Annotated in this window: 22 protein-coding genes and 1 pseudogene; 15 read left to right on the top strand and 8 right to left on the bottom strand. The window is 60.3% G+C overall.

Features of this window, described 5'->3' with window-relative positions:
- Nucleotides 1-5 precede the first annotated feature (5 nt).
- From HL671_RS25545 to HL671_RS25530, 4 genes are all read left to right on the top strand, one after another.
- Nucleotides 6-281: a metal-sensitive transcriptional regulator gene (locus tag HL671_RS25545; protein ID WP_172239833.1), complete on the top strand. Its 276-nt coding sequence runs from the start codon at nt 6-8 to the stop codon at nt 279-281.
- A 636-nt stretch (nt 282-917) separates the two neighbouring features.
- Nucleotides 918-1,172, top strand: a complete 255-nt coding sequence (locus HL671_RS25540; RefSeq protein ID WP_172239830.1) for a DUF2933 domain-containing protein — start codon at nt 918-920, stop codon at nt 1,170-1,172.
- Nucleotides 1,169-1,840: a methyltransferase family protein gene (locus tag HL671_RS25535; protein WP_172239827.1), complete on the top strand. Its 672-nt coding sequence runs from the start codon at nt 1,169-1,171 to the stop codon at nt 1,838-1,840. The genes HL671_RS25540 and HL671_RS25535 overlap by 4 nt, the downstream gene beginning before the upstream one ends.
- A gap of 109 nt (nt 1,841-1,949) precedes the next feature.
- Nucleotides 1,950-2,387 carry a c-type cytochrome gene (locus HL671_RS25530; protein ID WP_172239824.1) on the top strand — a complete coding sequence of 146 codons (438 nt, stop codon included), beginning with the start codon at nt 1,950-1,952 and terminating at the stop codon, nt 2,385-2,387.
- A gap of 46 nt (nt 2,388-2,433) precedes the next feature.
- Here the strand turns inward: HL671_RS25530 and HL671_RS25525 are convergent, their stop codons facing one another.
- From HL671_RS25525 to glgA, 4 genes are all read right to left on the bottom strand, one after another.
- The gene (locus HL671_RS25525) at nt 2,434-3,219 is read right to left on the bottom strand and encodes a copper resistance protein B (protein WP_172239821.1); all 786 of its coding nucleotides are present in this window, start codon (nt 3,217-3,219) and stop codon (nt 2,434-2,436) included.
- Nucleotides 3,220-3,228: 9 nt separating this feature from the next.
- Nucleotides 3,229-5,295 (bottom strand): multicopper oxidase domain-containing protein, encoded by a 2,067-nt coding sequence (locus HL671_RS25520; protein ID WP_172239818.1) that lies wholly within the window; start codon nt 5,293-5,295, stop codon nt 3,229-3,231.
- A gap of 293 nt (nt 5,296-5,588) precedes the next feature.
- A complete protein-coding gene (locus HL671_RS25515) occupies nt 5,589-6,089 on the bottom strand; it encodes a multicopper oxidase domain-containing protein (protein WP_172239815.1) in 501 nt (166 codons plus the stop codon).
- A gap of 114 nt (nt 6,090-6,203) precedes the next feature.
- Nucleotides 6,204-7,709 carry a glycogen synthase GlgA gene (gene glgA, locus HL671_RS25510; protein ID WP_172239812.1) on the bottom strand — a complete coding sequence of 502 codons (1,506 nt, stop codon included), beginning with the start codon at nt 7,707-7,709 and terminating at the stop codon, nt 6,204-6,206.
- Between the two features lie 222 nt (nt 7,710-7,931).
- Between glgA and HL671_RS38485 the strand changes: the two genes are divergently transcribed.
- On the top strand, nt 7,932-8,696 hold the full coding sequence (locus tag HL671_RS38485) for a Spy/CpxP family protein refolding chaperone (protein ID WP_246705943.1): 765 nt from the start codon (nt 7,932-7,934) through the stop codon (nt 8,694-8,696).
- A gap of 163 nt (nt 8,697-8,859) precedes the next feature.
- On the opposite strand, the gene HL671_RS25500 is transcribed toward HL671_RS38485, so the two are convergent.
- Complete coding sequence (locus HL671_RS25500) at nt 8,860-10,122, bottom strand: tetratricopeptide repeat protein (RefSeq protein ID WP_172239809.1); 1,263 nt, start codon at nt 10,120-10,122, stop codon at nt 8,860-8,862.
- Between the two features lie 91 nt (nt 10,123-10,213).
- A complete protein-coding gene (locus HL671_RS25495; protein WP_307769064.1) occupies nt 10,214-12,676 on the bottom strand; it encodes a glycoside hydrolase family 15 protein in 2,463 nt (820 codons plus the stop codon).
- 204 nt (nt 12,677-12,880) lie between these two features.
- Here HL671_RS25495 and tal point away from each other — a divergent pair.
- From tal to HL671_RS25460, 7 genes and pseudogenes are all read left to right on the top strand, one after another.
- A pseudogene (gene tal, locus HL671_RS25490) lies at nt 12,881-14,014 on the top strand (transaldolase); the annotation flags it as partial.
- A 42-nt stretch (nt 14,015-14,056) separates the two neighbouring features.
- Nucleotides 14,057-15,037, top strand: a complete 981-nt coding sequence (gnd, locus tag HL671_RS25485) for a phosphogluconate dehydrogenase (NAD(+)-dependent, decarboxylating) (RefSeq protein WP_172239902.1) — start codon at nt 14,057-14,059, stop codon at nt 15,035-15,037.
- Between the two features lie 23 nt (nt 15,038-15,060).
- Nucleotides 15,061-15,240, top strand: a complete 180-nt coding sequence (locus HL671_RS25480) for a hypothetical protein (protein ID WP_172239526.1) — start codon at nt 15,061-15,063, stop codon at nt 15,238-15,240.
- Between the two features lie 471 nt (nt 15,241-15,711).
- The gene (locus HL671_RS25475) at nt 15,712-17,466 is read left to right on the top strand and encodes a 2Fe-2S iron-sulfur cluster-binding protein (protein ID WP_246705942.1); all 1,755 of its coding nucleotides are present in this window, start codon (nt 15,712-15,714) and stop codon (nt 17,464-17,466) included.
- Between the two features lies 1 nt (nt 17,467).
- Nucleotides 17,468-18,175: an iron reductase gene (locus tag HL671_RS25470; protein WP_172239800.1), complete on the top strand. Its 708-nt coding sequence runs from the start codon at nt 17,468-17,470 to the stop codon at nt 18,173-18,175.
- A complete protein-coding gene (locus HL671_RS25465; RefSeq protein ID WP_172239798.1) occupies nt 18,172-18,942 on the top strand; it encodes a cytochrome c3 family protein in 771 nt (256 codons plus the stop codon). Before HL671_RS25470 ends, HL671_RS25465 begins: the two co-directional genes overlap by 4 nt.
- 44 nt (nt 18,943-18,986) lie before the next feature.
- Nucleotides 18,987-19,481 (top strand): MarR family winged helix-turn-helix transcriptional regulator, encoded by a 495-nt coding sequence (locus tag HL671_RS25460; RefSeq protein WP_172239795.1) that lies wholly within the window; start codon nt 18,987-18,989, stop codon nt 19,479-19,481.
- Between the two features lie 422 nt (nt 19,482-19,903).
- On the opposite strand, the gene HL671_RS25455 is transcribed toward HL671_RS25460, so the two are convergent.
- Nucleotides 19,904-21,085 (bottom strand): acyltransferase family protein, encoded by a 1,182-nt coding sequence (locus tag HL671_RS25455; protein WP_172239793.1) that lies wholly within the window; start codon nt 21,083-21,085, stop codon nt 19,904-19,906.
- Between the two features lie 577 nt (nt 21,086-21,662).
- Nucleotides 21,663-22,256, bottom strand: a complete 594-nt coding sequence (locus HL671_RS25450) for a DUF2939 domain-containing protein (protein ID WP_172239791.1) — start codon at nt 22,254-22,256, stop codon at nt 21,663-21,665.
- Nucleotides 22,257-22,318: 62 nt separating this feature from the next.
- On the opposite strand from HL671_RS25450, the gene HL671_RS25445 reads away from it, so the two are divergent.
- The 3 genes from HL671_RS25445 to HL671_RS25435 all read left to right on the top strand — a co-directional run bounded on the left by HL671_RS25445 (nt 22,319) and on the right by HL671_RS25435 (nt 24,819).
- Nucleotides 22,319-22,480 (top strand): hypothetical protein, encoded by a 162-nt coding sequence (locus HL671_RS25445; protein ID WP_172239788.1) that lies wholly within the window; start codon nt 22,319-22,321, stop codon nt 22,478-22,480.
- 108 nt (nt 22,481-22,588) lie between these two features.
- Nucleotides 22,589-23,113, top strand: a complete 525-nt coding sequence (locus HL671_RS25440) for an OsmC family protein (protein ID WP_172239785.1) — start codon at nt 22,589-22,591, stop codon at nt 23,111-23,113.
- A gap of 491 nt (nt 23,114-23,604) precedes the next feature.
- Entirely contained in the window at nt 23,605-24,819 is a 1,215-nt protein-coding gene (locus HL671_RS25435; protein WP_172239782.1) for an MFS transporter, read from the top strand.
- The last annotated feature ends 37 nt before the right edge of the window (nt 24,820-24,856 follow it).

The following is a 24,856-nucleotide window of genomic DNA, read 5'->3' as shown; positions in this document are numbered from 1 at the left end:
GGCTCATGAGGAACGACATCAAGGTTTCTTGTCAGAAACGCCTGAACCGCATCGAAGGCCAAGTTCGCGGGCTCGCGAAGATGGTCGACGAGGACAGATACTGCATCGATATCGTCACCCAGATCTCAGCCGTCCGTTCCGCGCTTCGTCGTGTAGAAGAAGAAATCCTGAAGGATCACGTCGCCCACTGCGTGGAACACGCCATCCGCAGCGGCGACAAGGCCGATCAGCGCCGCAAGATCGCGGAACTGATGGAAGTCGTCGGTCGGGTGGACAGATAAACGGGCGACGGCGCGAATGCTTGATCCGGATCAAAGACGCCGCTCGGACCTGGACTATGTTAAATTTGCCGCTGTAGCGGGACCCGCGGGCGAAAGCGAATGCCGCTAGACAAGCAACGCGGTTGGCTCCTGCCATCGCGGCATTGGTGATCGCCTCCCTGGCGAGGCTGCCGGTAGGTGCGTCCAGTCGGAGCCGAGTTATGCTCAAGCAGACAGTCAGAACTCTGTTGCTGGCGCTGCCATTGGCTACAGCAACGGCAAGTGCTTACGCAGGTGTCACGATTTCGGACAGGCGGTATTGGCCAAATGAGGCGAGGCAGAGCGCGCATGAGCTGTTGGTCCCGCAGGTGGGCGGGAGCTCTGCGTTCGCTTCAATTCCTACGGCGCCGGGCTACTCCTTCGCGCAACCTGCCGATCCGAGCAGGCGCGCCTGGAGATATCAACGGGCCAGAAATTCCCGATGATATAGCTGCAAGTTCGGCGCGATATCTGCGGCGGGCGACCGGAAAGTCTCTTTCCCGGACGACGAAAGCCGCGCGTGAGCAGCTCGCTGCTTTCGGCTCGATCCTTTGATCTCGATCAAGACGTTCGCTGCAGCATGCTGCTTACTTTAGATGGCAACAGCAGGAGTTTATGATGTCGGTGCAGGAGCGCTCCGATCATCAGGTACATGCGCCGGATGGTTTGTCACTTAAATCGCGCGCCGGGTTGGTTCTAATCGGATTTCTGATCATCGCAGGTGTCCTGCTGTTCACCGAACACCGCGCGCACGTGCTGGGGATTCTGGTTTGGCTCCCCTTGCTGGCTTGTCTGCTCATGCACGTTTTCATGCACGGTGGGCACGGCCATCACGGCACTGACAGTCAGCAGGACAATCGGAGAGCGCCATGAACGAGGCCACGCCTGCCTACGGCCTATGGAGCCTTGTGATCGTCAATTCGGCGATCTTCATCTTCTTTGCTTACACGTTCTTCAAACCCCAGACACCTCGGGATTGGCGCTCATTCAGCGCATTCAGCGCGTTTCTGGTGGCGTTGTTCGCGGAAATGTACGGATTCCCGCTGACGATCTACTTCCTGTCCGGCTGGCTGCAGTCACGGTTTCCCGATGTGGATTGGTTTTCGCACGATGCGGGTCACCTCCTGGAAATGATGTTTGGCTGGAAGGCCAATCCGCACGCTGGTCCATTTCACATCTTGAGCTTCGTATTCATCGGCGGCGGCTTCATCCTCATTTCTGCAGCGTGGAAGGTCCTTTACGACGCGCAGCAATCGAGGTCGCTCGCAACGACTGGACCCTACGGCTATGTCCGGCACCCGCAGTATGTCGGCTTCATCATGGTCATGTTCGGCTTCCTGTTGCAGTGGCCGACGATCCTCACGCTTGCCATGTTTCCGGTCTTGACCATGATGTACGTCAAGCTTGCGCGGACTGAAGAACAGGATGCTAGAGCGGCATTTCGCGATGCATACGCGAGCTACGCGGCCGAGGTGCCCGGATTCATTCCGAAGCTCAGCCGCATCCTGGGCCAATCGGCCGGCGGTTATCGTCACGGCTGAGCAGCCGAAACGAATGACGAGCAGTCAGCGCTGGAGACAACAAGATTTCCTCTTGTTGTCTCTTAATTATTGTAGGGATCGAAATACGCCGAGAGGGCCAGTTCAAGGTATGAAGCAAGCCTGGTATGGTTATATCAAATTTGCCCTGGGCGCGGCAGTGCTCGTCGCTGCAGCGGCTGTGTTATGGATGATGTCCTCCGCGGGACCGCCGCGATCCGTTAAGGTGGAGGTCACCGAGCCCGAGCTGTCGGCATTGGCCGCAAAGGGCAAGCCCTTATTCGAGGCCAACTGTGCAACTTGTCACGGAATGAGTGCCTCGGGCACGGACAAGGGCCCACCCCTTGTTCATGACATCTACAATCCCGGGCACCATGCGGATCCCGCCTTTTTTTCCGCAGCCAAGTTCGGCGTGAGGCAGCATCACTGGCCTTATGGAAACATGCCGCCGCAACCCCAGGTCAGTGAGGATCAGATGGCGGCCATCGTGCGATACGTTCGAGAGGTCCAGATCGCAAACGGCATCAAGTACCGGCCGCATCACATGTAGGCGACAGCTGAAGGGCGCGTTTTCTTAGAAACTATGTCTGCTTGGCTTACCACAATACGCGAACGCCGCCCGCGACAAATAGGCTGCCGACCGCCTCTCCATTGGTCCTCGCAATACCGGCTGTTTCTCCGAGCTTGCGGTCCCAGACCACGCCGATATAGGGGGCGATATTTCGGGTGATCTCATAGCGTAACCGCGCACCAAGCTCGACATCGGTGAATCCACTGCCGAGATTGAGATCGGGCACGCGCTGCGCCTGCAGCTTGAGGTCGATGCGAGGCTGCAGGATAAGCCGGTTGGTAATCAGAACATCGTGAAAGGCGGTGATCGCCGAGGAGACCTCGCCCTTCTGGCTGATGTAGAGGTCGGCATCGATCTCGATGAAGAACGGGGCCAATCCTTCGATGCCTATGGTGGCATAGGTGCGGTTGGACTTGGCAGAGAAGTCCTGGCGAATGCCGAATTGAGCGTCGAAATAATAGCTGATCAGGCGCGAATAGAGCACCTGCATTTGCCCTTCTTCTAGCTTTCTCGTCTTGCCGTCATAGAAGCCTTCCGACTTCAAGAAGATCTTGTCGTAGTCTCCCCCGACGAAGGCTTCCATGTCCCATCGGGCGCTCGACCCTGGCCCGTTCCATTCCAGCTTGTCGAACCGCATGCTGCCGAACAGCTGCTGATCCGGGAACATTGGCTGGTAGTAGGGGACGGGAGGGAAGCTCGCGCCAGAATAGCTCGGGCTTACCGGATTGGTCGATGACTGCGCCGAGGCGGTCGATAGCGCCGCAAGTATAACAATTCCACTAGCGACCAAGGTGGACAGCAATTTTCGCATCCCGTCCTCCTATTTTGCGGCCGAGGCCGTCTCGCGCACGACCTCGATCTTGCGCATCATGCCCGTTTCCATGTGGTAGAGCTGATGACAGTGGAAGGCCCACGGGCCCTCCGCATCCGCCGGAACGTCGACGTCGACGGTCGCGCCCGGCTTGATGTTGACCGTGTGCTTTTTCGGGTTGCGCGCACCATTGCCCACGTCGGGCAGAAGCCACGTACCGTGGATATGCATCGGGTGGTTCATCATGGTTTCGTTGATGAACCGGAAGCGGACACGCTCGCCGTAGCGCAGCATGATCGGTTGGGCCTCGCTGAACTTGCGGCCGTTGACCGACCAGAAGTAGCGCTGCATGTTTCCGGTCAGACGGATTTCGATGACGCGGTCGTAGCGCTTGTACGGGTAGGGATCGAGCGCTTTGAGATCGCGATAGGAAAGGACTCTGGTGCCCGGAGGCGCGCCGGTGTCGTTGGTCAGCGGGTCAGGGGCCATGTTGACCGAGGTGACGGGCACGCTCGGCATGTCCTCGCCCCCGCGCAGGGCATAAGCCTGCGGTCCGGTCTGGACCGGGCCCGATGGCATCGATGTTGGTGACATCCGGGATCTTCCGCTTGGGCCCTGCGAACCGCCTTGCATCGCCGCGTGATCCATTCCCGGCATTTGCGCCAGCGCCTCGCTGGCACTTTGCGCTGGTGCTGAACTCATTCCGGGCATCTTGCCGTGGTCCATGCCCGGCATGGTGGATGGCGTTTTCCCTGGCCTGCTGGGCTTGGATCGCCCGAAACCGGCCGGGTGGCCCGCGTGCCGGGCGCCGACGGGGCTCATCGAGGCGCCCTCCTGCATGCCTTTCATCCCTTGCATGCCGCTCATCCCGCCCCCGGAGGACATGCCTCCCATGCCAATTTCCATGGCGACAGGGTCTTCCGGTGCGACATGGCCTGGCAAATCCTGCTCGGGCTGCGGCGTGCCGCGATCGTATCCTTTGGGTCCGAGATTCATGCCCATCTCGGCCATGGACACGATCGGTCGAAGCCGGTGCGGCGGTAGTTCGCCGATCATGCCGGGGCGCGGCGCCAAGGTTGCGCGCGCAAATCCGGTGCGGTCCATCGGCTCGCCCACGATGGTGTAGGCGCGGTCTTCAGTCGGCTGGACGATCACGTCGTAGGTTTCCGCATTGCCGAACCGAAATTCATCGACGCGCACGGGTTCGACATTGTTTCCGTCGGCGGCGACCACCGTCATCTTCAGGCCGGGAATGCGGACGTCGAAGTAGGTCATTGCGGAGGCATTGATGAAGCGCAACCGGATGCGTTCGCCGGGGCGGAACAAAGCCGTGAAATTCTGCTCGGGCGTTCGGCCGTTGACCAGGAAAGTATAGGCCGAGACGTCCGAGATGTCGGTCGGATCCATTCGCATCATCGACCAGGCGATCCGATCATTCATGATGGCCTTGCGTGCCTGCTCGTCCGGCGCCTGCGAAAGCTCCTGGAACAGACTGACCAGAGTGCGCCGGTTTAGGTTGTACCAGCTGCTATCGATCTTCAGGTTACGGATCACACGATTGGCGTCGTCGGTCCAATCCGACATCATGATGATGTAGTCGCGGTCGTACCGGTAAGGATCCGGCTGCCGAGGCTCGATAATGATCGGCGCGTAGATCCCGAGTTGCTCCTGCTCGCCGGAAGAGTGGCTATGGTACCAATACGTTCCTGATTGTTTCACCTTGAAGCGATAGGTGAACGTCGTCCCCGGCTGAATGCCATTGCCGTAACCGGGCGAGATGCCGGGCACGCCATCCATCTCCGGCGGGACGATTAGGCCATGCCAATGAATGGATGCGGGCTCGTCGAGCCGGTTGGTTACATTGATCGTGACATTCTCGCCCTCCTTGAAGCGCAGCAGCGGTCCTGGAAGCTGGCCGTTGATCAACATCGCCGCGGCCGGATGGCCGGTGATGTCTACCGTGCGACGGTCAAGGACCAGATCGTAGGTCCCAGCGCTCGCCTGCAGACCCGATATCGTGAGAATGACGCCCAGCAGGAATAGGCGGAGCGGCAAGCGATGAAGCAACGACTGCATGGGCGTCCCCCGGGAACTCGGAGCGGTTCGTATTCTCTTCTCCAGACTTGCACACCCGGTTCGATATGCAAGCTGCGCGGATTAATATTCTGACAGTGTGACCGGCGTGCCGACTTCAGGGTTGAATCATAGATGTAAGCCGAAGCGTTGCGTGTACATCTGCGTCAACTCGCATGGCTCGAAGCGCGAGGGCATCAGCAGAAAGTCGCTTTCCGCCAGCATCTGCCACGCGGTCTTTTCCTCGTATCTGATCTCGTCGGATATTCTTGGCCACCTCCCTGACGGCATCCGGCCTACGACACGAGCGGAGAGCAGAACTTTAGCCCGTCCTCGAGTTCGATCTCCGGCGGCCTCTCGGATTGCGGTCGCGAGACGACATAGGCGGCCTTCTTGGTCGAATTTTCGACGCAGAGGATTTCGACCGGACGCCCTTTCTGGTACAGCTGCCAGTTGGCCTTGTACGTCGCCTCCGGCGCGACCAGGACGCAGATCGCCTGTCCCAGCGCGCAAAGCTGCGGCAATGCGGGCCCCATTTTCCCTCCTACGTTGCCGTCGACGAGACGGCGCTCCGCTTGAATGTTGATGATGACATTCTCGCCCTCCTTGAAGCGCAGCAGCGGCCCTGGCTGCTGACCATTGATTAGCATCGCCGCAGCCGGCTGGCCGGTGATGTTTACCATGCGAGGCTCGAGGGCCAGATTGTAGGTCCCAGCGCTCGCCTGCACGCCCGATATCGTGAGAATGACGCCTAGCAGGAATAGGCGCGGCGACAAGCGATGACGCAGCGACTGCATGAAGGTCCCCTGGAAACTCGAACCGGTTCGTATCTCTTCACCAGACTTGCATATCCGCTTCGGTATGCAACCTGCGTGGATTCATTTTCTGACGGTGCGGCCGGCGCGCCGACTTCAGGCCGCAGTCAGTGTTGAATCATAGATGCTTGCATAGTCAGCCGCGGCGTCATTCCAGCCGGTGGGGCGCGCCATCGCGGCCTTGCGCATCGCGCGCAGACGCGAAGGTGAATGATAGATGTCGAGCGAGCGGTAGATCGCTCCGAGGAGGCCGCCAAGCGAAAGTTCGCGGAACAGCAGGCCGGTGACACCGTCTTGAATCGTGTCGGCAAGCCCGCCGGTTCGATGTGCAACAGGTAATGATCCGAAGCGTTGCGCGTACATCTGTGTTAGTCCGCATGGCTCAAAGCGCGAGGGCATCAGCAGAAAATCGCTTCCCGCCAGCATCTGCCGCGCAGTCGTTTCCTCGTATCCGATCTTGATGCCGAGCTTGCCTGGATATTGCCTGACCATCTGGCAGAGTGACTGCTCGAGTTCGCTTTCGCCCTTGCCGGTGACGACGATCTGGCCTCCCTGCCGCACGATCGTTTCAATGGCTTCGATTGCAATGTCCAGGCCTTTCTGATGGACCAGTCGCGAGACGATCGCAAACAGCGGGCCCCGCGACACCGCCAAGCCGAAGGTCCTCCTTAGCGCTTGCGCATTGGCGTCCTTTCCCTTCCAGTCATCTGGGCTGAACGGTCGCGCCAGGTGCGGGTCTGTCAGAGGGTCCCAGCTTTCGTCGATACCGTTGATGATGCCGGTCAAGCGCCCCTGATCGAGCTTTCCTCTGAGCAGCCCGTGCAAGCCGCAGCCATGCTCGGGTGTCACGATTTCCTGCGCGTAGGTGGAACTCACGGTCGTAATGTGCGATGCGTAGAAGATTCCCGCTTTGAGGAAGGAAATGTCACCACAGAACTCGACGCCATTGATGTCGAATGCGGCGTGGGGAATGCCGAGCCGATCCAAACGATGCCGCGCAAACAAGCCGCGATGCGCAAGATTGTGGATGGTCAGCACGCTCGGTATCGATCGGCCGCTCCAGGCAAGGTAGGCGGGCGCCAGCGCCGAGGTCCAGTCATTGAGATGCAGCAGGTCCGGTATCCAGTTTGGGTCGCCTGTGCCGGACGCGATCTGTGCGGCGGCAAGACTGAGCCTGGCAAAACGGAGATCATTGTCCGTCCAATCAGTACCCGTTGCGTCCCCATAGGGACCGCCGTCGCGCTCGTAAAGCTGCGGACAGAGCAGCACATAGACGGCAAGATGGTCGCCCGTGGTGCTGCGCGCAAGATCGCAGGCCGGGAGGCCGCCGCAGGAAGGCAAATGACCGACGATCTCGACTGCCTGAAGTTGGCTGACGACATCGCGATAGCCTGGGAGCAAGACGCGCATATCGCACTTGTTTCGGAGCGTGCGGGGAAGCGCGGCGGATACTTCGCCAAGGCCGCCCACTTTTATGTAGTCGGCAAATTCGGAGGTGACGAACAGGATCTTGGGGCGGCTGCGTGGAACGAGGTCGGCACCGAGCGTGGCCCCACTTCCGGGTTTGGTCGGCCGTCCACGTCGAGCTGAATCATGCGCCATCCGCCGCTCTCCCATCCCGCTTCCCCTCTTTGAGGCCAAGGACCACCCATTTGATAGACGCTCGAACAGCGAAATTATTACAAGCCATTGGCGGTCATTTGTCGTTGAAGTGCCGCCACTTATTTTGAAAGGTTGTCACGCATTTGACCGCAGACTTTGTTTTAGATCAAACGTCTTTCACCAAAAGACAGCAACATCACGTGAGCATCAGGAGGACCAGACATGAACCTTAGTCGTCGAAACAATCCGCTATCCGCCCCGACAATGACATGCCGGGTCGCCGCAGTCGCCCTCGTGGGCGTGCTGTCGTCGCAGTTGTTCGTAACGTCTGTGCTCGCGGCATCACCGTCCGTTCGTATGGCGATGATGGACGACAAGGAAATGGGCTCGATGGGAGGCCAATCCAACAGCTCGATGTCCGGCACGGGTGGAATGTCGGGAAGCTCGTCAGGGGGTATGGGCGGAATGCCTGCTGCTTCGCCCGGCGGCATGGGCGGTGGCTGCTGCATGGGATCGATGGGGCAGGCGCCCGGATCTGGTTCAGCCGGTGCATCGGGCATGTCGATGCAAACTAACCTACCGGGGTTTCCCGGCTCATCGCATATCTATCACGTGGGCGCGACGGGATTTTACCTCGAATATGCCGACAAGCTCGGCCTTTCTACCCAGCAGAGGACGAGCCTCAACGATATCAAGCAGCGTGCCCTCGTCGACCAGTCAAACCAGCAGCGGAAGATCGACGAAGCAGAGCAGGCCCTCTGGTTGCTGACCGCGGCAGACCAGCCGGATGCCACGTCGGTCGAGGCCAAGATCCGCGAGATCGAGAAGTTGAAGGCGGATCAAAGACTGGACTTCATTCGCGCCGCGGGCGAGGCCGCCAAAGTCCTGACCGATGATCAGCGCAAGATGGTGCTGGGGATGGTGCCGATGCCTGGCTCGGCGGCCGCACCTGCGTCGGCGCCGAAGCCGATGAATATGGGCAAATAGCCGCCGCTCGGGGCTCTGGGGCTGGAGTTTGGCGTGTCGCGCGCCAACTCCGCCTTGGGGAGGAACGGATTGTCGGCAATATTCTAGAACTCACCACGCGGCGCGGATTTGGTTCGATCGTTGAGGTGTGCACTGTACTTTTTGCAAGGTAACGAGCAACGCTTCAGTGCTGCGCCAAGCTGATCTCTGCCCGTGCGGAGCCGTAGACAAGGGCAAAAGAGCGGCAGCGCGAAACAACTCCCTTCATGATGTCCAAAGCCTCGTTTGTGGCGCCTCGGTGGATACCATAATCGGCGACATAAAACTGAGCCTCGCAAAGCCGTCGCTCGGAGTCTTGCTCAGCCCCTTCTTGGGCCTTCGCGAGCATCTCGGTCGACGTCAGAGCTCCCAGGTACAGATCGAGCACCGCGCCAGGCCACACGTCCCGGCTCACTCTGGCGGCATTGGTGGCGAACTCATCTTTGTCGACGGTGTTGGAATGGAGGCGTGCGATGTGCAGCCAGATAGCAGCGTTGGCATCGGTGGGCCGCAGCCGCACCGCCACCTGAAGATCGTCGATGGCGGCAGCCGTATCGTCAAGGAACAGGTTGGCGAGGCCACGTCCGAAATACAGCGCGGGATTGCCAGGATCGATCTGCAACGCTTCATCGAAGTCGGCGAGCGCATCGCCGTAGCGGGCCTCAACCAGATAGGCATTGGCACGGGCGCCATGATATCGCGCGTTGCGCGGCGCGAGCTCGAGGGCGGCGTTGAGGTCGGAAAGAGCTCTTTCGACATTTCCGTTCGCCAGATGCAGCGCCCCGCGATTGGCGAAAGCATCGGCAAATGTGGGGCGAAGCTCGATCGCCTTGTCGAAATCCGCCATCGCACGTGCGAAATCGTGCTTAACCATGTAAGCGCCCGCCCGATCGAAGTAGGCCTTGTCGAAATCCGGACGGAGCCCGATCGCCTGGCCGTAGTTCTCAATTGCAAGCTCAAGCCTGCCCGTTTGGGCGTAGAGGTTGCCGAGATTCAGAAGCACGCTCGCATCGTTCGGGGCAAGCTGATGGGCTTGCTGCAAGTCCGTGAGCGCCTCTCCGTATCGACGCTCCGTGGTCCAGATCACGGCGCGATAGACGTATCCGCCAGGAAAATCAGGTAGCAGCGCGACCACCCCGTCCAGATCGGTGAGGGCGGCCTCTGTCATCCCGAGCTGCTGATAGGCGGTGCCACGGCCGAACAGCAGCAAGCCGCGTTGCTTCTTCGAAAGTTGCTCGTCCTTCATGGCCTGGTTGAACAGGCCGATCGCCATCAGGAGCTGACCGCGATCTTTGGCCTGAAAGGCGGCTCGCGCGACCTCCGACGTGTCGGTTGCAGACGCGACTGCTGTCATTGCGAAGACAAGCACGGCGCAAACAACAGAAAGTGTTTGAATACAGCGATACATGATCATCTCCAGCCAGCGAAGGAGATGGGAAAGAATTCTTCTACCATGCCTATCCCACCTCGCTGTCGGAGTTTGGCATGGCTGAACGCCCTCACACATCCTCGCGAGCAGATACGACCTCGATGCGATGGTCGATCCGTTCCCAACCATCCTCCTGCCAACGGATGGTGAAATCGATACTTTCACCCTTGTTCATCCGGCCGGTGTCGAGTTCCGCCACCCAGAAGCCGAGACTGCTATCGAGTGCTTCGAGATCCCTGACCTCACGCCAGCCATTGACGCCCCAGTGCACCATACCTGCCCGAGGCAGGGCAATGACCAGACGGCAGCCAGCGACGATCGACCGGATTTGCGCGTGGGGCCACCAGAACGCGTAAGCGGATGTCTTCTTCCTTCCCCCGTATCGATCCCAGACGGCCTCCGGTCGATCGAATGGCCGACCGTGGTTGCGGGAGACCGCAAGCTTGACAAATTCGGCATGCGCCCATGCGAGGGGCATGGCCGATCCGGTGGGGCGGCCGGGATGCAATCGCCGCTCTTGGATTGGTGATGCATCCCAGACCTGTTCGGGGATCATGCCGCCGGGGCTGGCTGACGCGGCCATCGTTTCTAGCATCGGCAAGGGATCTTGGCCGGCGCTCAGGGCATAATGGCCTCGCTCCCCGGCAAGCAGCGGCCACGGCCGGCCTCTGCCGGCCCCATCATAAGGCCGGCCATCATCGTACTCGCCGTAGCCATCGCCGTTATAGCGGTGCCAGACCGAACCGGAGGGTGTTTCCACCTTCAAAAGCCCGTCTACGAGTTTGATCGTATCCAGAACGAATGGATCGGCCGGATCCCTCAGGCCAAAGCGGACCAGGCGCAGGAAGTCAGTGCTGATTTGTTCATTGGCCCGCATTCCCGCACCGTCGCTGTGATTGCGGATGGGCACGAGTTCATCGAGTGCGGCGCGGCCGTCGGAAAGCACTGACGGCGGCGAGGTGCGGACATAGTAGCCGGCAACAGCGAATTTTCTTGCCAGCTCGGAGCCGCTGGCGGTGAGCCAGTCTTCCAGATGGGCGTTCCAGAAATCTGCCAGCGCTATGGCCCAGTGGCGCGCCGTCTCCTCCAGCAGCGAGCCGCCTGCGACAAGCGCCGCGATGCAAGTGGCAAGGGTGAACGTGTTCAGTCCGCTATTTTCTTCCCAACGGTCCTGATCGGTCGAGGGGCCGACCCGGGCGATATAGCCGAGCGCGCGACGGATCATGTCGTGGGGCTCGATTCCCCCTAACGCATCCCGGTCGGCGAGCAGGGCGGCCAGAAGAACTGGATACGCCGCTTCGTCGAGCTGGACCCCGCGCCAATAGGGTTCGCCGCCCAACCATTGGTTCTGGTGCCAATGCCCTTCGACGTTTTGTGTTGCGATCAGGTAGCGCAGGGTGTTGCGCGCCTCTGCTTCTCCTCCGAAGGCAAGTAGCGCCGTGGCGCATTCGACGAGATCGCGAGGCCAGACCAAATGATAACCGCTCCGCTCGTTGCCCGTGTCGCCCCAGGGCACGCTCAGGCTCGCCACCATCGCGCCCGGGTAGGTCTTATCGAGGTGTGTGCGCAAAACCGTGACGGATGTAACAAACTGATCCTGCAAATGAGCTGGAACGCCCGCCGGCCGGGCGCAACATTCATCGCAGCTGCGGTGCCAGGCGCTCCAATCGGCGATTTGCGCGTCCATAACGCGATCGAATGGCTGCATCAGTGATGACACGGCCAGCGTCGCGGCCGCACTTTGGCTGCTTGCGAAGGCTAAAGCGAGCACGCTGAATGGTCGCAACTCCGCCAACAGCGCGACGTTGCCGGGACCGGCGGCCGGATACTCCCACGCCATCCTGCCATTGCGGGCAAAATCCTGCCACCCATCGCTGGTGCCAACATATCCCGCGCTCGCTCTCATGACGGCGTCCTGCTGGTGTTCGTCCACGGCAGCAAGGGCCATCGCAAACGGCGCCCGTTCCGCCGACAGAAAACGCCGTCCGCGATGCTCGGCGATGACAGCGCGATTGCCGTAGCCGGTGGCGCCGAGATGGGGGGCAACCAGCACATAGATTCGCAACGCCGGATCGTCACTCTCAAGGCGACATTCGATCACAAGCACATCGCGTAGCGGGTCGGGCGTGATTCGAAGCCGCAAGCTGAACCGCGAATGGGAATGGGTGATCTCGTAGGCGGGAACGCCTGGTGCGACCGATCGCAGCTGATATTGACCCATCCGCTTGACCTCGACCCAAAATCCCTGGTCGTCGGCGAGGATGAAGCCGAGGTCCCGAATCTGCGGAATGTCGATCCTCGGCCAGTAGACTTCGTTGATGATGCCATAACCAGCCGTGAACCAAAGCCGGGCGGGCCCGAGCGAGCAGCCGACCACGTCTTTTGAGCTGCTCGTCCAGGTCGGAGGTATCCCCGGCGCGCCCGGCGCATCGAAATGCGGGTCCGGTTCCCAGTGGTTGGTCCGGCGCCGCGGGGCAGTTGAAATCGCCGCTTCCTTTGCGAGCGCGTCCAGGTGATCTCGAGCGGTTATCACGGCTGGATGCTTTGATTGACGCTCTGGCAACGGAGGGCAAACGTTCCGTTCACAAGGCATGTTGCATTGTATGAGTTCGATGATCGGATCAGCTTTGCAGCAGTTTGTCGGACATCCGGCTTATCAAGTTTGATGCAGGTCAATCAGGGGGGACCCAATCCGCTTCATTGTGACCACGTCGCATTGCAGCTGTAGGAGCCGGGCATGGCCAATTCCCTGAAACTTCTGCAGGAAAACGGTCAATCCGTTTGGGTCGATTTCGTGGCCCGCAATTTCCTGGACCGCGGCGGGCTCGCGCGGCTTGTGCAGGAGGATGGGGTGCGCGGGGTAACCTCCAACCCCGCCATTTTCGAAAAGGCCATCGCTCAGTCCAGCGACTATGATGACGCGCTGTGTGCCGTCTCTGGCAATGGGGACGTATCTGCGCATTCCGTGTATGAAAAGCTTGCGATCGAGGACATCCGGCAGGCCGCCGACGTGCTGCAGAAGGTCTATGAGGCCACGGACGGTGCGGACGGCTATGTGAGCCTCGAAGTCTCGCCCAACCTCGCCAACAGGGCCGAGGCGACCCTCGAAGAGGCGCGACGGCTGTGGCTCGAGGTCGCCCGCGAGAACCTCATGATAAAGGTGCCGGCAACCGCAGCAGGCACTACGGCGATCCGCCAGCTCGTTGCCGAAGGCATCAACGTCAATGCGACGCTGTTGTTTTCGCAACGCGTATACGAAGACGTCGCGAATGCGTATCTGGAGGGCCTGGAACGTCGGGCGGATGCCGGCGGCGACGTCAGCCGGATCGGAAGTGTCGCGAGCTTCTTTGTCAGCCGGATCGACAGCATGGTCGACGCACTGATCGACGAAAAGATCACCCGAACCAAAGATGCCGGCAGAACCAAAAGGCTCGAGCGGCTCAAAGGCAGAATCGCCATCGCCAACGCCAAGCTCGCCTATCAGAGTTACAAGCGTTTGTTCGCAATACCGCGCTGGAACAGACTGGCTGCCAGGGGTGCGCGGGCGCAGCGCCTGCTGTGGGCCTCCACCGGCACCAAGAACAAGGCCTATTCCGACGTGCTCTACGTCGAGGAGCTGATTGGGCCAAATACCGTCAACACCATGCCGCCGGCAACGCTGGATGCCTTCCGCGACCACGGTCGGGTCCGGCAATCACTGGAAGAGCGATCGAAAGAGGCGGAGGGCTTCTTGGAAGAGCTCAATCACGAAGGCATCGCGCTCGACGAGGTGACCGCGCACCTCGTTGAAGATGGCGTCAGGCAGTTTGTCGAAGCCGCCAACAAGTTAACGGACGCCCTCACGGCCAAGCTCGCGCTGCTGGGCCGGCGGCAGACTGCTGCACTTCCCAGCTGAAACTGAGTGGAGCACATGATGCAGCTTGGAATGATCGGCCTCGGTCGGACGGGCGGCAACATCGTGCGGCGACTGTTGCGCACCGGGCACGGCTGCGTCGTCTACGACCGCAACCCTGAACGGGTCCGGCATTTGGCTGACGAAGGCGCGTCCGCGGCGGCAAGCCTCAAAGACCTGATCGCGAGGATGGAGCGACCGCGCTATATCTGGGTCATGCTTCCGGCGGGAGAGATCACGGAAACAACCATCCGCGAGCTTTCCGGCTTGCTCGAGCCGGGCGACGTCATCATCGATGGCGGCAATTCGTTTTACAAGGACGACATCCGCCGGGCGCGCCAGCTTGCGGCGAAAGGACTGAAATACATCGATGTCGGCACCAGCGGTGGCATCTGGGGCAGTCAGCGCGGCTACTGCATGATGATTGGCGGAGACAACGAGATCGTGGAGCGCCTCGATCCGATCTTTTCCGTACTTGCCACCGGTTGTCGAAACATCCCGTGCACCCCCGGCCGCGAGCGGCGCGACGAACGGGTGGAGCGCGGCTATCTGCATGCCGGGCCATGCGGGGCCGGACATTTCGTCAAGATGGTCCACAATGGCATCGAATACGGTTTGATGCAGGCCTATGCCGAGGGTTTTGAGATCCTCAAACATGCCAATTCGCAGGAATTGCCGGCCGAACTGCGCTTCGAGCTCGACCTGGCCGACATTGCCGAGGTTTGGCGACGCGGCAGCGTGATCGCCTCGTGGCTTCTTGATCTCACCGCCATGGCGCTTGCCGCAGATCCACAGCTTGAGGCTTTCGAGGGCTATGTCATGGATTCCGGAGAGGGCCGTTGGACCGTCAATGCGGCGATCGAAGAGGCGGTTCCCGCTCCGGTGCTGTCGGCCGCTCTCTATGCGCGCTTTGCCTCGCGCGCGCAGCGCAGCTTCGCCAACAAGATGCTGTCAGCCATGCGCAATGGGTTTGGCGGACACCAAGAGCCGAAAGGTAGCTGAATAAATTTCGGCGATAACTGCAAATGATCGATAGGCTGAAAACAGAAGAGAACGCGGCGAAGCCCACTCCCTCATGCACGCTCGTCATTCTTGGGATCACGGGCGACCTGGTCCACCGGCTCTTGATGCCGGCGCTCTACAGTTTGGCGCCGCTCGCAACGGCCGAGCTTGGCGGCCGACTTGAATCTCAAGGGAATTCGTGATGTGCAATGATCGGGAATCTGCAGCGGGAGGCTTGAGCTTAGTACGTGCTTGCGACGGTTACGCAGATCGGCGATTTGCAAGCAAGTTTCGACCTCCTGCCAGGCGGTTACCGGTTCTCCTTTTCAGGAAAGGTGACAAGAACCTCACCAGGATAACAAGCTCTCGGGATTGTTTTCTGCCAGGTGATACTCTCTGATAACAGGAATTCGGGAGGCTCTTTCGTGCCGTTTGTATCTCAACGTTGCTCTCCATGGGTGGCCCTGATCGTGGCAGCCATCTTCATGAGCCTGCCCGCATGCCGCGCCGATGCGCAGATGGAAGGAGGGCACGAGTCACATCATCCAAATGCGTCTGCACCGACGACTCCTGCCGCGCCAAACAGCATGGGATCGCCGCCTGTCCCTGCCATGCCTGGAATGGGCCCGCCGAGCAGGGGCATGGGAGAAATGGGGGGCGCATCGTCAGGCGGCATGGGCGAGATGGGCGGAATGATGGGGGGCCGTCCGCGCAAGGAGTTTTATCCGTCGCTAATGGACATGCCGAGCCTGTCAGCCGAGCAGCGCCAGCGCATCGAGTCGCAAGCGCGCGCGGCGCTCAATACCGCCACCGAAGAGATCGCCAGCGCCGAAGCGGCGCTTCGCCAGGCGAATGCGAGGGCTGATTCCATTGGCGCGGAGGAGGCCACCTCGCGGCTTCGGGATGCGCTCAACCAGGCGAAGAGCGCGGCAACCACGCTTCGGGCGCTTTCAGAAGGAAAGCCCCCACACCAGATCGCGCTGGACTGGTTCAGGACGCAATTGAACCTTCCCGCCCTGACAGCTTCGAGCGATGCGGGGCTTGGACTGTCGTGGTTTCATGTCGTCACAATGGCGGTGCTGGCGACGTTCACCGTGGCCATGATCCTCGTGTATGTCCTGCGTCTGCGCCGTGCCAACGCGTTGGTGCAAAGATTGACGAGCGCGCCCGCTCTCGCCACGGCATCCGGCAGAGTGGCTACTCCGGCGCCGCCAAGTGCGCCGCCGCCCGCCACGCCACCTCCTGCCGCATCTCCGGGTACGCCTCCATCGACCCGGGCGGGCGAAGCTGCCCCGCCAAGCTCGGCGGCAGCCGTAGCAAGTCCTGCCACCGCAACGGGCCCATGGAAAGGCAAACTACAGGTCGCCGGCATTTTTCGCGAAACGAACGACGTCAAAACCTTTCGGCTCAAGAGTCCCGATGGCGGCCCCATTCCCTTTACCTTCCTGCCGGGGCAGTTTCTCACCTATTCCGCCGAGATCGATGGCAAGCTCGTGCGGCGCTCCTATACAATTGCGTCCTCGGCCGCACAGACTGCCTATGTGGAAACGACCATCAAGCGGGAGGAGCCAGGCATCTTCTCCGACTACATGCATGACAAGGTCAAGCAAGGCGATCTGATCGAAGTTGCTGCGCCCTTTGGCGCCTTTACCTTCAGAGGCCAGGAAGCTGACAGCGTCGTCCTGATCGGTGGCGGCGTTGGAATCACCCCTTTGATGGCTGCCATACGCTATCTGTTCGATACCGCCTGGCGGGGCGACATCTTTCTGGTCTATGGCGCCCAGACCACCGAACACTTCATCTTTCGCGACGAGCTCGAGTATCTGCAACGCCGCATGCCGAACCTGCACGTGATCGCGACCATGGCGCGTGCAGAGGGCACCTCCTGGATGGGACCGCAGGGTCACGTGACCAAGGAGCTCCTCAGCCAATCGGTTCCAGATATCCAAAAGCGGCGCGTCCACCTCTGCGGCCCGCCCGGCATGATGGAGGCCATGAAGAAGCTCCTCGCAACGGTCGGGGTGCCGTCCGACCAGGTGAAGACCGAGGCGTTCGGACCGGCGCGCGGCGCCGTGCCCCCACCCGGTGTGACGCAGGTGGTTACGGCCGAGCGGGCCGGTCCTGCGGCGGCGGGCGCGCCGCCTGCCGCGCCTGCCATCGGACCGGCAACGGCAACCATTCGGTTTGCCAAGGCCAACAAGATCGCAGCTCTGCCGCCCGACAAGACAGTGCTCGAGGTCGCCGAATCCCTAGGCGTCCCGATCGATTATGCCTGCCGCGTCGGGGTTTGCGGGACCTGCAAGACGAAGCTCCTCGAAGGCCAGGTGACGATGGAGGTCGATGACGCCCTGACACCCGAGGACAAATCCCAGAACATCATTCTCGCCTGCCAAGCCAAATCCGTCGGCAATCTGGTTGTCGAGGCCTGACATGAATCAGACCGAACGGCAGATTGCCGAGGCTGTACTCTCTGTCATCCTCTTCCTGGTGCCGGCCTTCTTGTTTCATACCGCGCCGCGCTTCGCCGGAAGCTTGATGGGCTTCGTCCTCGGAGTGGCCGCAGCCACCTTGATGGTTTCCCTTCTGGTCTATCCGCTTGTCAAATATGCGGGTTGGCTCAAGCGATGGGTGACACGGGTCGTGTCACTGCGCGCCTTGCTCACATTTCACGTGTATGCCGGCGTCTTTGGCGCGTTTCTAGCGATCCTGCACACCGGCCACAAATATCAGAGCCAGCTCGGCGTCGCACTTCTTGTCGTCATGCTGATCGTCGTCGCAACTGGATTCGTTGGCCGATATTATCTGCCCCAGACGTCTCTCGAACTGAAGGAGGCGGAGTCGCACCTCGGCACACTTCGCGCGACCTATAATCAGGCAGCCGAAGCCCTTGCCGAGCGCCAGGTCCTTGAGGAGGCCGCTGCCGCCAATATCAGCGCGCCGGCCCTGCAGAACGTCTCGATGCTGCAGGTTGTTGAAGGTATCGCCGATCTCGAATACGCCATCGGCTCGCGCGCGATCTTGAAGAAGGCGTCCATGCGCTGGATCGTGGCGCATGTGGTGGCCGCAATCCTCATGTACACCTTGCTCGCCCTGCATATCGCAGGTGAGATCTACTACGGGCTGCGGTGGCTGTCGTGAAGCCGCTCAATGCCTTTTACTTACTGCTGATCGTCGCAGGCCTGCTTGCCGGCGGCACGGCCATTGCGATGCTCTATCGCACCGGATCGGCATCGATTCCGGGATGGCAAGAAACCTTCCAGCCCGGTCCCCTCTCCGAGGGGCATGCGTTCTTGAAGGGCAAGTGCGAAGCGTGTCATACGCCTGCGCGCGGGGTTGAAGCTCAGACCTGCATCAAATGCCACGCCAACGCCGCCGCGGATCTGGCCAAGCAGCCGACTGCCTTCCACGCCACGGTCCAGGATTGCCGCGGCTGCCATAGCGAACATCAAGCGGCCGGCCGACCGACTCGAATGGATCACGCGAGCCTTGTGCGAATCGGCTCGCACCTTACGAGCGGAGCGGCGGGTCATGCGGGAGCGGCCCGGCAGATGGTCAAGGACATGGCGGATTTTCTCGGCGTCTCGGTGTCACCTGGGGCGGAGAGAAGTGCTCTTAATTGCTTCAGCTGCCACAGCAACCAGGACCCGCATCAGGAGCTGTTCGGGCGCAATTGCGCAAGCTGCCATGACACCGAGACTTGGCGGGTCGCTTCGTTTCTGCATCCCTCTCCCGCGTCAAAGATCTGTGCGCAATGCCATCAGGCCCCGCCGAGCCATTTTACCGAACACTTTGCGGCTGGTTCGATGGGTGGGCACGGAAGCACGCAGGTCAATCAATGCTACCAATGCCACAAGACGAATTCGTTCAAGGATCGCAAAGAAGCAGCCGGTGGCGGCATGCACTGACGCCGTGCTGCCGCTAGAACATTACAGTGTGACGGAAAAGAACGGTGCCCGCGACCAAGAGGACAGACTGGAAGCACCAGAGCGAGACGGTCAATCGCCTGACCTGGGCAATCACAGCGATCAACGCGCATCTGGAGGAGCTTCGGCAGATTTGGGCCCGAGCGCTCGGGATCAGCGGGTCGCAATGGACGATCCTAATGGCCATTTCCGATCTGGACACCGAGGACGGCGTTCCGGTCAATGCTGTTGCAAGGATGCTGCATGTTGAAGGGTCCTTTGTCACAACCCAGTCCAAGCTGCTTGAAAAGACCGGGCTGGTGGGGCGCAAGCCTTGCCCGTTGGACCGGCGGGTCGTTCGGCTTTCATTATCGGACAAGGCGCTCAAGCAGCTGGGCCGCGACAGCGAGCAGCAGCAAGCCGCCGCCGATATCATTTTCGCGGGCTTTGAGAGCGACGAGCTCAATGAATTTATCACCCGCCTGACATCGGTGAGACGGCGGCTCGAGAAGGCCCGGCTACGAGTGGCGCTCGACTTATGAGCCCCTCGTCTCCGCTGCCATCAGTTGTGAATGCCTTCATCTCCAGCCCCGCAAGCTTCGCAGGGCTGCTGCAAGGTTAATCAGTGGCTGCGACGTTTGTTCATTCCGTATTCACGGAGTTTGAAGGGGGCGAGCTCAACAAACTTGTCACCCAGCTGACATTGCTCGAACGGCGACTCGAGAAGGCAAAGTTAGGACTGTCGATCGAGTTGTAAGCCTCGACCTTTCGGCACGGGGAAGGCCAAGCCAAGGAACGGGCTGTTCTCGTCAAGCAATTACGGCCTTCCGCTATAGAAGCGACCTCAGAAGCCGCTCAGGTCGTCCTAGGGAGCGACGGTGCTTTGTACGCCTATATGCAAAGCCGAAACCGCTTCCGTGCTCATCAGCCTGAACGCCGTTGTCTCCCGCTCCTCAAGGTAAAACTAAAGCACCCGCTTCGCTCCCGGGATTGTTCGCAAGGCCACCGCTACACCCCAGCTCAACAGAACTGTGAACACGAATGCGATCAGGGCCTTGGCGATCGCCGGGACATCGAAGTCGAACAGCCAGTATTGGATCCAGAGCACGATCGGGTAGTGCACTAGAAACATGCTATAGGAATGTGCCTGCATCCAATCTAGCACGCTAAAGCCCGTGCGTTTGAAGCTAAGAAAGTAGCCGAAGATTGCAAATAGAATGGCCGCACTGAACGTCACGAAGAACAGGCCGTAGCTTGCCTCATACCAATCCGGCAGCCATACCGGATTTCCGAGGGTCTCACGCTTGACGTAGATGAGCACCCACAACAGACAATAAGAGGCGAGCGCTGCGACGATCCAGCCCCAGCCGCTTTTGGCGAGCCGCCCATCGGCACTTAGCAGACCGCGATCGAGATTCGCGGCGCCGACACCCGCCCCGATGAGAAAGTAGGTAGGATATAGTAAAACGCGGCTGGCCTGCAGCGAGAGCGGGCCGATTTCGAACCAACGTCCCGCTCCAAAATAGATCCGCATCGGAATGTAGGCGACCGCCGTAACAGCAAGCACCAGAATGAAGAATTCGGTCGGTCGCTTATAGCCGCGCACCGCCAGCCGATTGATAGGATCGAGCAGTTTGGGGGAGAGATGAAACGCCAGGCAGGCTGCCACGTCAAAAACGAGCAGCACCCAGATGAACCAGATCGGTCCACTTGGCCAAGGCCCAACCGTGATTGTCTTCCACCAGAACATAAGAAAGCTCGCGTCTGGGCGCCGGCGCAGTTCGATCGCGAAATACGCAACCGGAATGATGGTGAGCACGCCGATCACAAACGGCAAGCCAAGCCGAATTAACCGGTCACGCAGGAAGACTTGCAGCGTATTGTGCGCGAGGCTCGGCCATACGAACAGGCCTGACAGGAAAAAGAAGGTCGCCATGAAGAAGCTGTCGGTGGCGAGCACGACCATATCAAAGCCGATCCACGACTTAGCGTCAGTATGACCGAAATAGGTGTAGGCAATCACTGAGTGGTGCAGAAGCACCATCAGCATCAGGAACGTGCGCGCGCGATCCAGCGCGACATTGCGTAACTTGTCGCTCGCGACCTGCACATTCGCAGTCACTGCCGCCTGGAAGCTCGTTCTCATGCGTGCGCTCCAGCCGGCCGGCGATCATCAAAAGCTGCTGGCGTGAATCCGATCTTATAATTTCCCCACGCGATCGCAGACAATCTTATATCTTCCCAAGCTTGCAACCGCTTGATGCAGGTCAAGATTCCAAGACAACAAGATTGTGCCTGCAGTCCCGAACGGGAGGCTTTCCAGATTTCGGACTCATCACAGAATCACCGACAGAGTGTCGGTTGTTTGCGTACGAGCGCCCCTCCTTCGGCTGTGATACCGATCAGCGTGTTGGTTCGTCTTACAGGACTTCCGACAGATGATCGGTCGCTAGATGTCCGAAATTCCTCACTGGCCTACCCGCGTCAAAACCGACCTGGGTGACGTCTCAGGTGGGGCGTCCCTATAGAAGGCCTCGGCTCGCGTCTGTGAGCCGCGTCAGCCTCGCAACAGTATCAGCGTTGTTAACCGAACGCCTTGAGATCGGTAAATATCGGTCGTCGCTAGACGCAATGCTGCGATCCGGAAAATATAATACGCCTCCAGGCTGCGCGGGGCTGCCTGCCGCAAGACCAGCGCGTTCGTAAGTGCCTGCGACGTTTGATCATTCTGTGGTCGGTCCAGACCCGCCGGACCCGGGACCGGCGATACCGCGCGCGCGCGGCCAGACCAGGTGGTCGACCTGCCACCTCAAACCCTTCAATCGCATCTCGAATTCGATATTCGGATATTGCGGCTCGTTCATCCTCAGTGTCACTAAGAAGCGCGTCGGCGTCCGGAAGAACGCGTAGCTCGTTGCCTCCCACAGCGTGCTCGATCGGCCCGATCTTCGTGCGTCCGAATGCCAGGCGATGAGTCCGGACGGCGAGATAACGCGGTCGGCTACGGGATCGAACACATATGGACTTAAGGCCAGCGCGAAAGCGGCGCCGATCGCTTCCGGCCCGCTTGCGCCATAGGCCTGCGTTGCGAGCGACGTCGTAACGTCCGCTTTCAGCTGCGTCCGAACGCTCGGCCAGTCGATCAGTTCTGCAACAACGCGGGTATCGCTGGCTTCCAGTGCCCGATCAAGCCGATACAGGGTCACATACGGGTAGGATAGATAACTGGCGAGCAAAGCGCCGAGAACCACATATGCCACCGTGCGGCGGCGAATGTGACGGTGCGCCGCTATCACCTCGGTCTCCAGGTATGCCACGTCAATCTCCCGTCGCAGCTTCGCCACGTTTTCCGGTCCCCAGCAAGGTCCATGAGGTTGCCATGGTAGCCGTGACGCGTGTTGATCTGCCTCAATCCTGGAAGAATGGGATCGCCATCCTGATTGATCGCGTCGGATTGGTGGGAGTATTCGAACTCTTGGCTTCTTCGAAGGAGGCGACTTTATCTTTCCCGGCCCGCATCACTAAAACGAAATCGCCGTGAGTTCTCGGTTCAAGATGACGCTCATTCTTTTCAGCTCGGACCGATTGATAAGCAGTTTGATCCATATAACTATTGCCTCTCACACTGTCACAATCGGTCGGGGAATTAATGGCATTCAAGTTCAAGGATGTGTTCTCGGGTACGCAGGCTGCACTGAGCGCTGACCCTGCCCAGGCGTTAGCGGCGTTCCGAGCGCAATCCCGTCTCGGGGACGGCGTTGACAGCGCCGTCGCGATTCGCCAGTTCAGCGTCCAGGTCGACGAGCCGGCGGGCCTCGGCGGGCAGGACACAGCGCCCAATCCAGTGGAGTACATCTTGGCGGCTCTGGGCTCTTGTCAGGAAATCACCTACCGCCTCTATGCCGATGCGCTCGGCATTCCCCTCAATGGCGTGTCGGTTCGGCTTTCAGGCACGATTGACTTGCGCGGCTTGTTCGACGTCGAAGGGGACGTTCGGCCAGGTTATCAAATCATTGAAGCCGAGGTGGTTTTGGACAGTCCGGCTCCCGAAGGCGAGTTGGCGCGCCTGAAAGAAATCGTTGACCGTCATTGCCCCGTGCTGGACATCTTACAGAATCCGACCCCGGTGCAGCTTTCACTTCGTGTGGACCCATTGCGGAGCGCGGCTGAGTGAGCCGCCTGCCGTTCGCGTCATCCCCCGGAAGGTCGCGTTCGAACGATCTAAATGGCTGATCAGTTCGGGAGGATATTGGTCCCGTGAGCCGGCCCTTTTGGCGGAGGCGGCTCGAGGGCTTCTGGCCCTGAGCATCTTCGTTGAGGGTACGTGCGGTCTTTCACTGCACAGCAGCACTTGAGCTTCCGGTTGGCTTACCCCTGTGGTTCACCGCCAAATTCGCGAGAATTCCGCGCCCCCTCCGAATTTGTCAGCTGAAGCGGCGAGCACCGCACGGAGACGACGGGGCGTCATTGCGCGTCGTACCAGAAACCGCGTCATCTTCCGAGCGAATTACGTCAACAGACGAATGCCCGCTAGATAATCATGGATGCTCAAGGGATGATCACTTCTATAGTAGGTCAAGGCGTCACTGCATCCAACCAGCACGCGCAGACTTGTTTATCGATTGTGCAGCTGTTTAAGGTCTCCCAGTTGAACGAGACCGCAAGATGTCAGACAGTATTCCCAACCGCGGGTTGCCGCTCATAACCAGGGGGGCATTGGTACTCGCCGCCTTTGCGACCGCCCTGGCGTTCAGCATCATTCTGCCCAACCTGCCGTCGCGGATTGCGGCCGTGTCCGGCTTCGACGATCCCGCGACGATATCCCGGCATACAGGTTTCATGACGGCGGCCTATACGGCTGCCATTTTCGTTTCCGCTCCCTACCTTGGAAGGATCTCGGATGGCTGGGGCCGTCGTCCGGTGCTCGTCCTGGGTCTTGCAGGATTTTCGACCAGCCTGATGCTGTTCGAACTTGCCAGCGACTTGTTGCTTCTTTACATGGCGCGAGCGCTGGCCGGGGTTTCGGCAGCGGCAATTACACCCGTGGCGCTCGCGACCGTTGGCGACTGGTCGCCCGACGATGGGTGGCGTGCGCGGCGGTTCGCCTGGATCGGAGCGGCGACCATGATCGGCTTTATGGTTGGTCCGCTGCTCGGAGGCACCTTGTCCATCCTGAGCTCGAAGCAAGCTCAACTCGGAGCAGGGGCTCCGCTGTTATGGCCAATCGTGCTCGCGCTGGTTAGCGCTTGCGTGATCGCACGGACTGTTCCCGTCACGAAGAGCGCACCCAGTTCCCCTGCCAATACAATCGTGCTCCGCGGTACCGATGAACCGCGGACTTCCCAAAGCCTGCTTGTGCTGGCCGCGATTGTTGCGGGCTCAGTCGCTGCGTTTGACGTTCACCTGGCCTTGCGCGGCAATCTTGGCTCAAGCGCCTCCGGGTTGACCATCGGATTGATGCTCGCCGAGTGCAGCGCTGTGATGCTGCTCGCCCAAATACTCGTGTTCTCGCCGCTTGTGCCGCCGAAGGCGACGCGCTGGTTGATCGCGCCCGCACTAGGCATGCTTGGCCTAGCTCTTGCTCTCGCTTCGGCCGCGACAACTACGCCAGCACTCGCGCTTGGCGTCGGCGCGATTGCGATGACTGCGGGTGTAGCTGCCCCGATCATCACCTATTGGACCTCTCTGATCGCGGGCGAGCACCAGGGCGAGGATTTGGGCCGATGGATTGCTGTCACCAGCCTTGGTCAGGCCGTGGGGTCGGCCGCCGCCGGCCTGTTGCTGTCACATGGCTTGTCCAACGCCATGTTCGCCATCGCAAGCGCGCTTGCACTCACCGGGATGATCATCGCCGCGTGGTTGGCAAAGCGGTTGGCATAGCCTAACACCGGGATCAGCTGGTTTTCCGCAGAAATCG

This window comes from Bradyrhizobium denitrificans (genome assembly GCF_013179005.1).
Classification (GTDB): domain Bacteria; phylum Pseudomonadota; class Alphaproteobacteria; order Rhizobiales; family Xanthobacteraceae; genus Bradyrhizobium; species Bradyrhizobium denitrificans.
The sequence above is the reverse complement of the archived record's forward strand: the minus strand, read 5'-3'. Positions and strand labels throughout refer to the sequence as shown.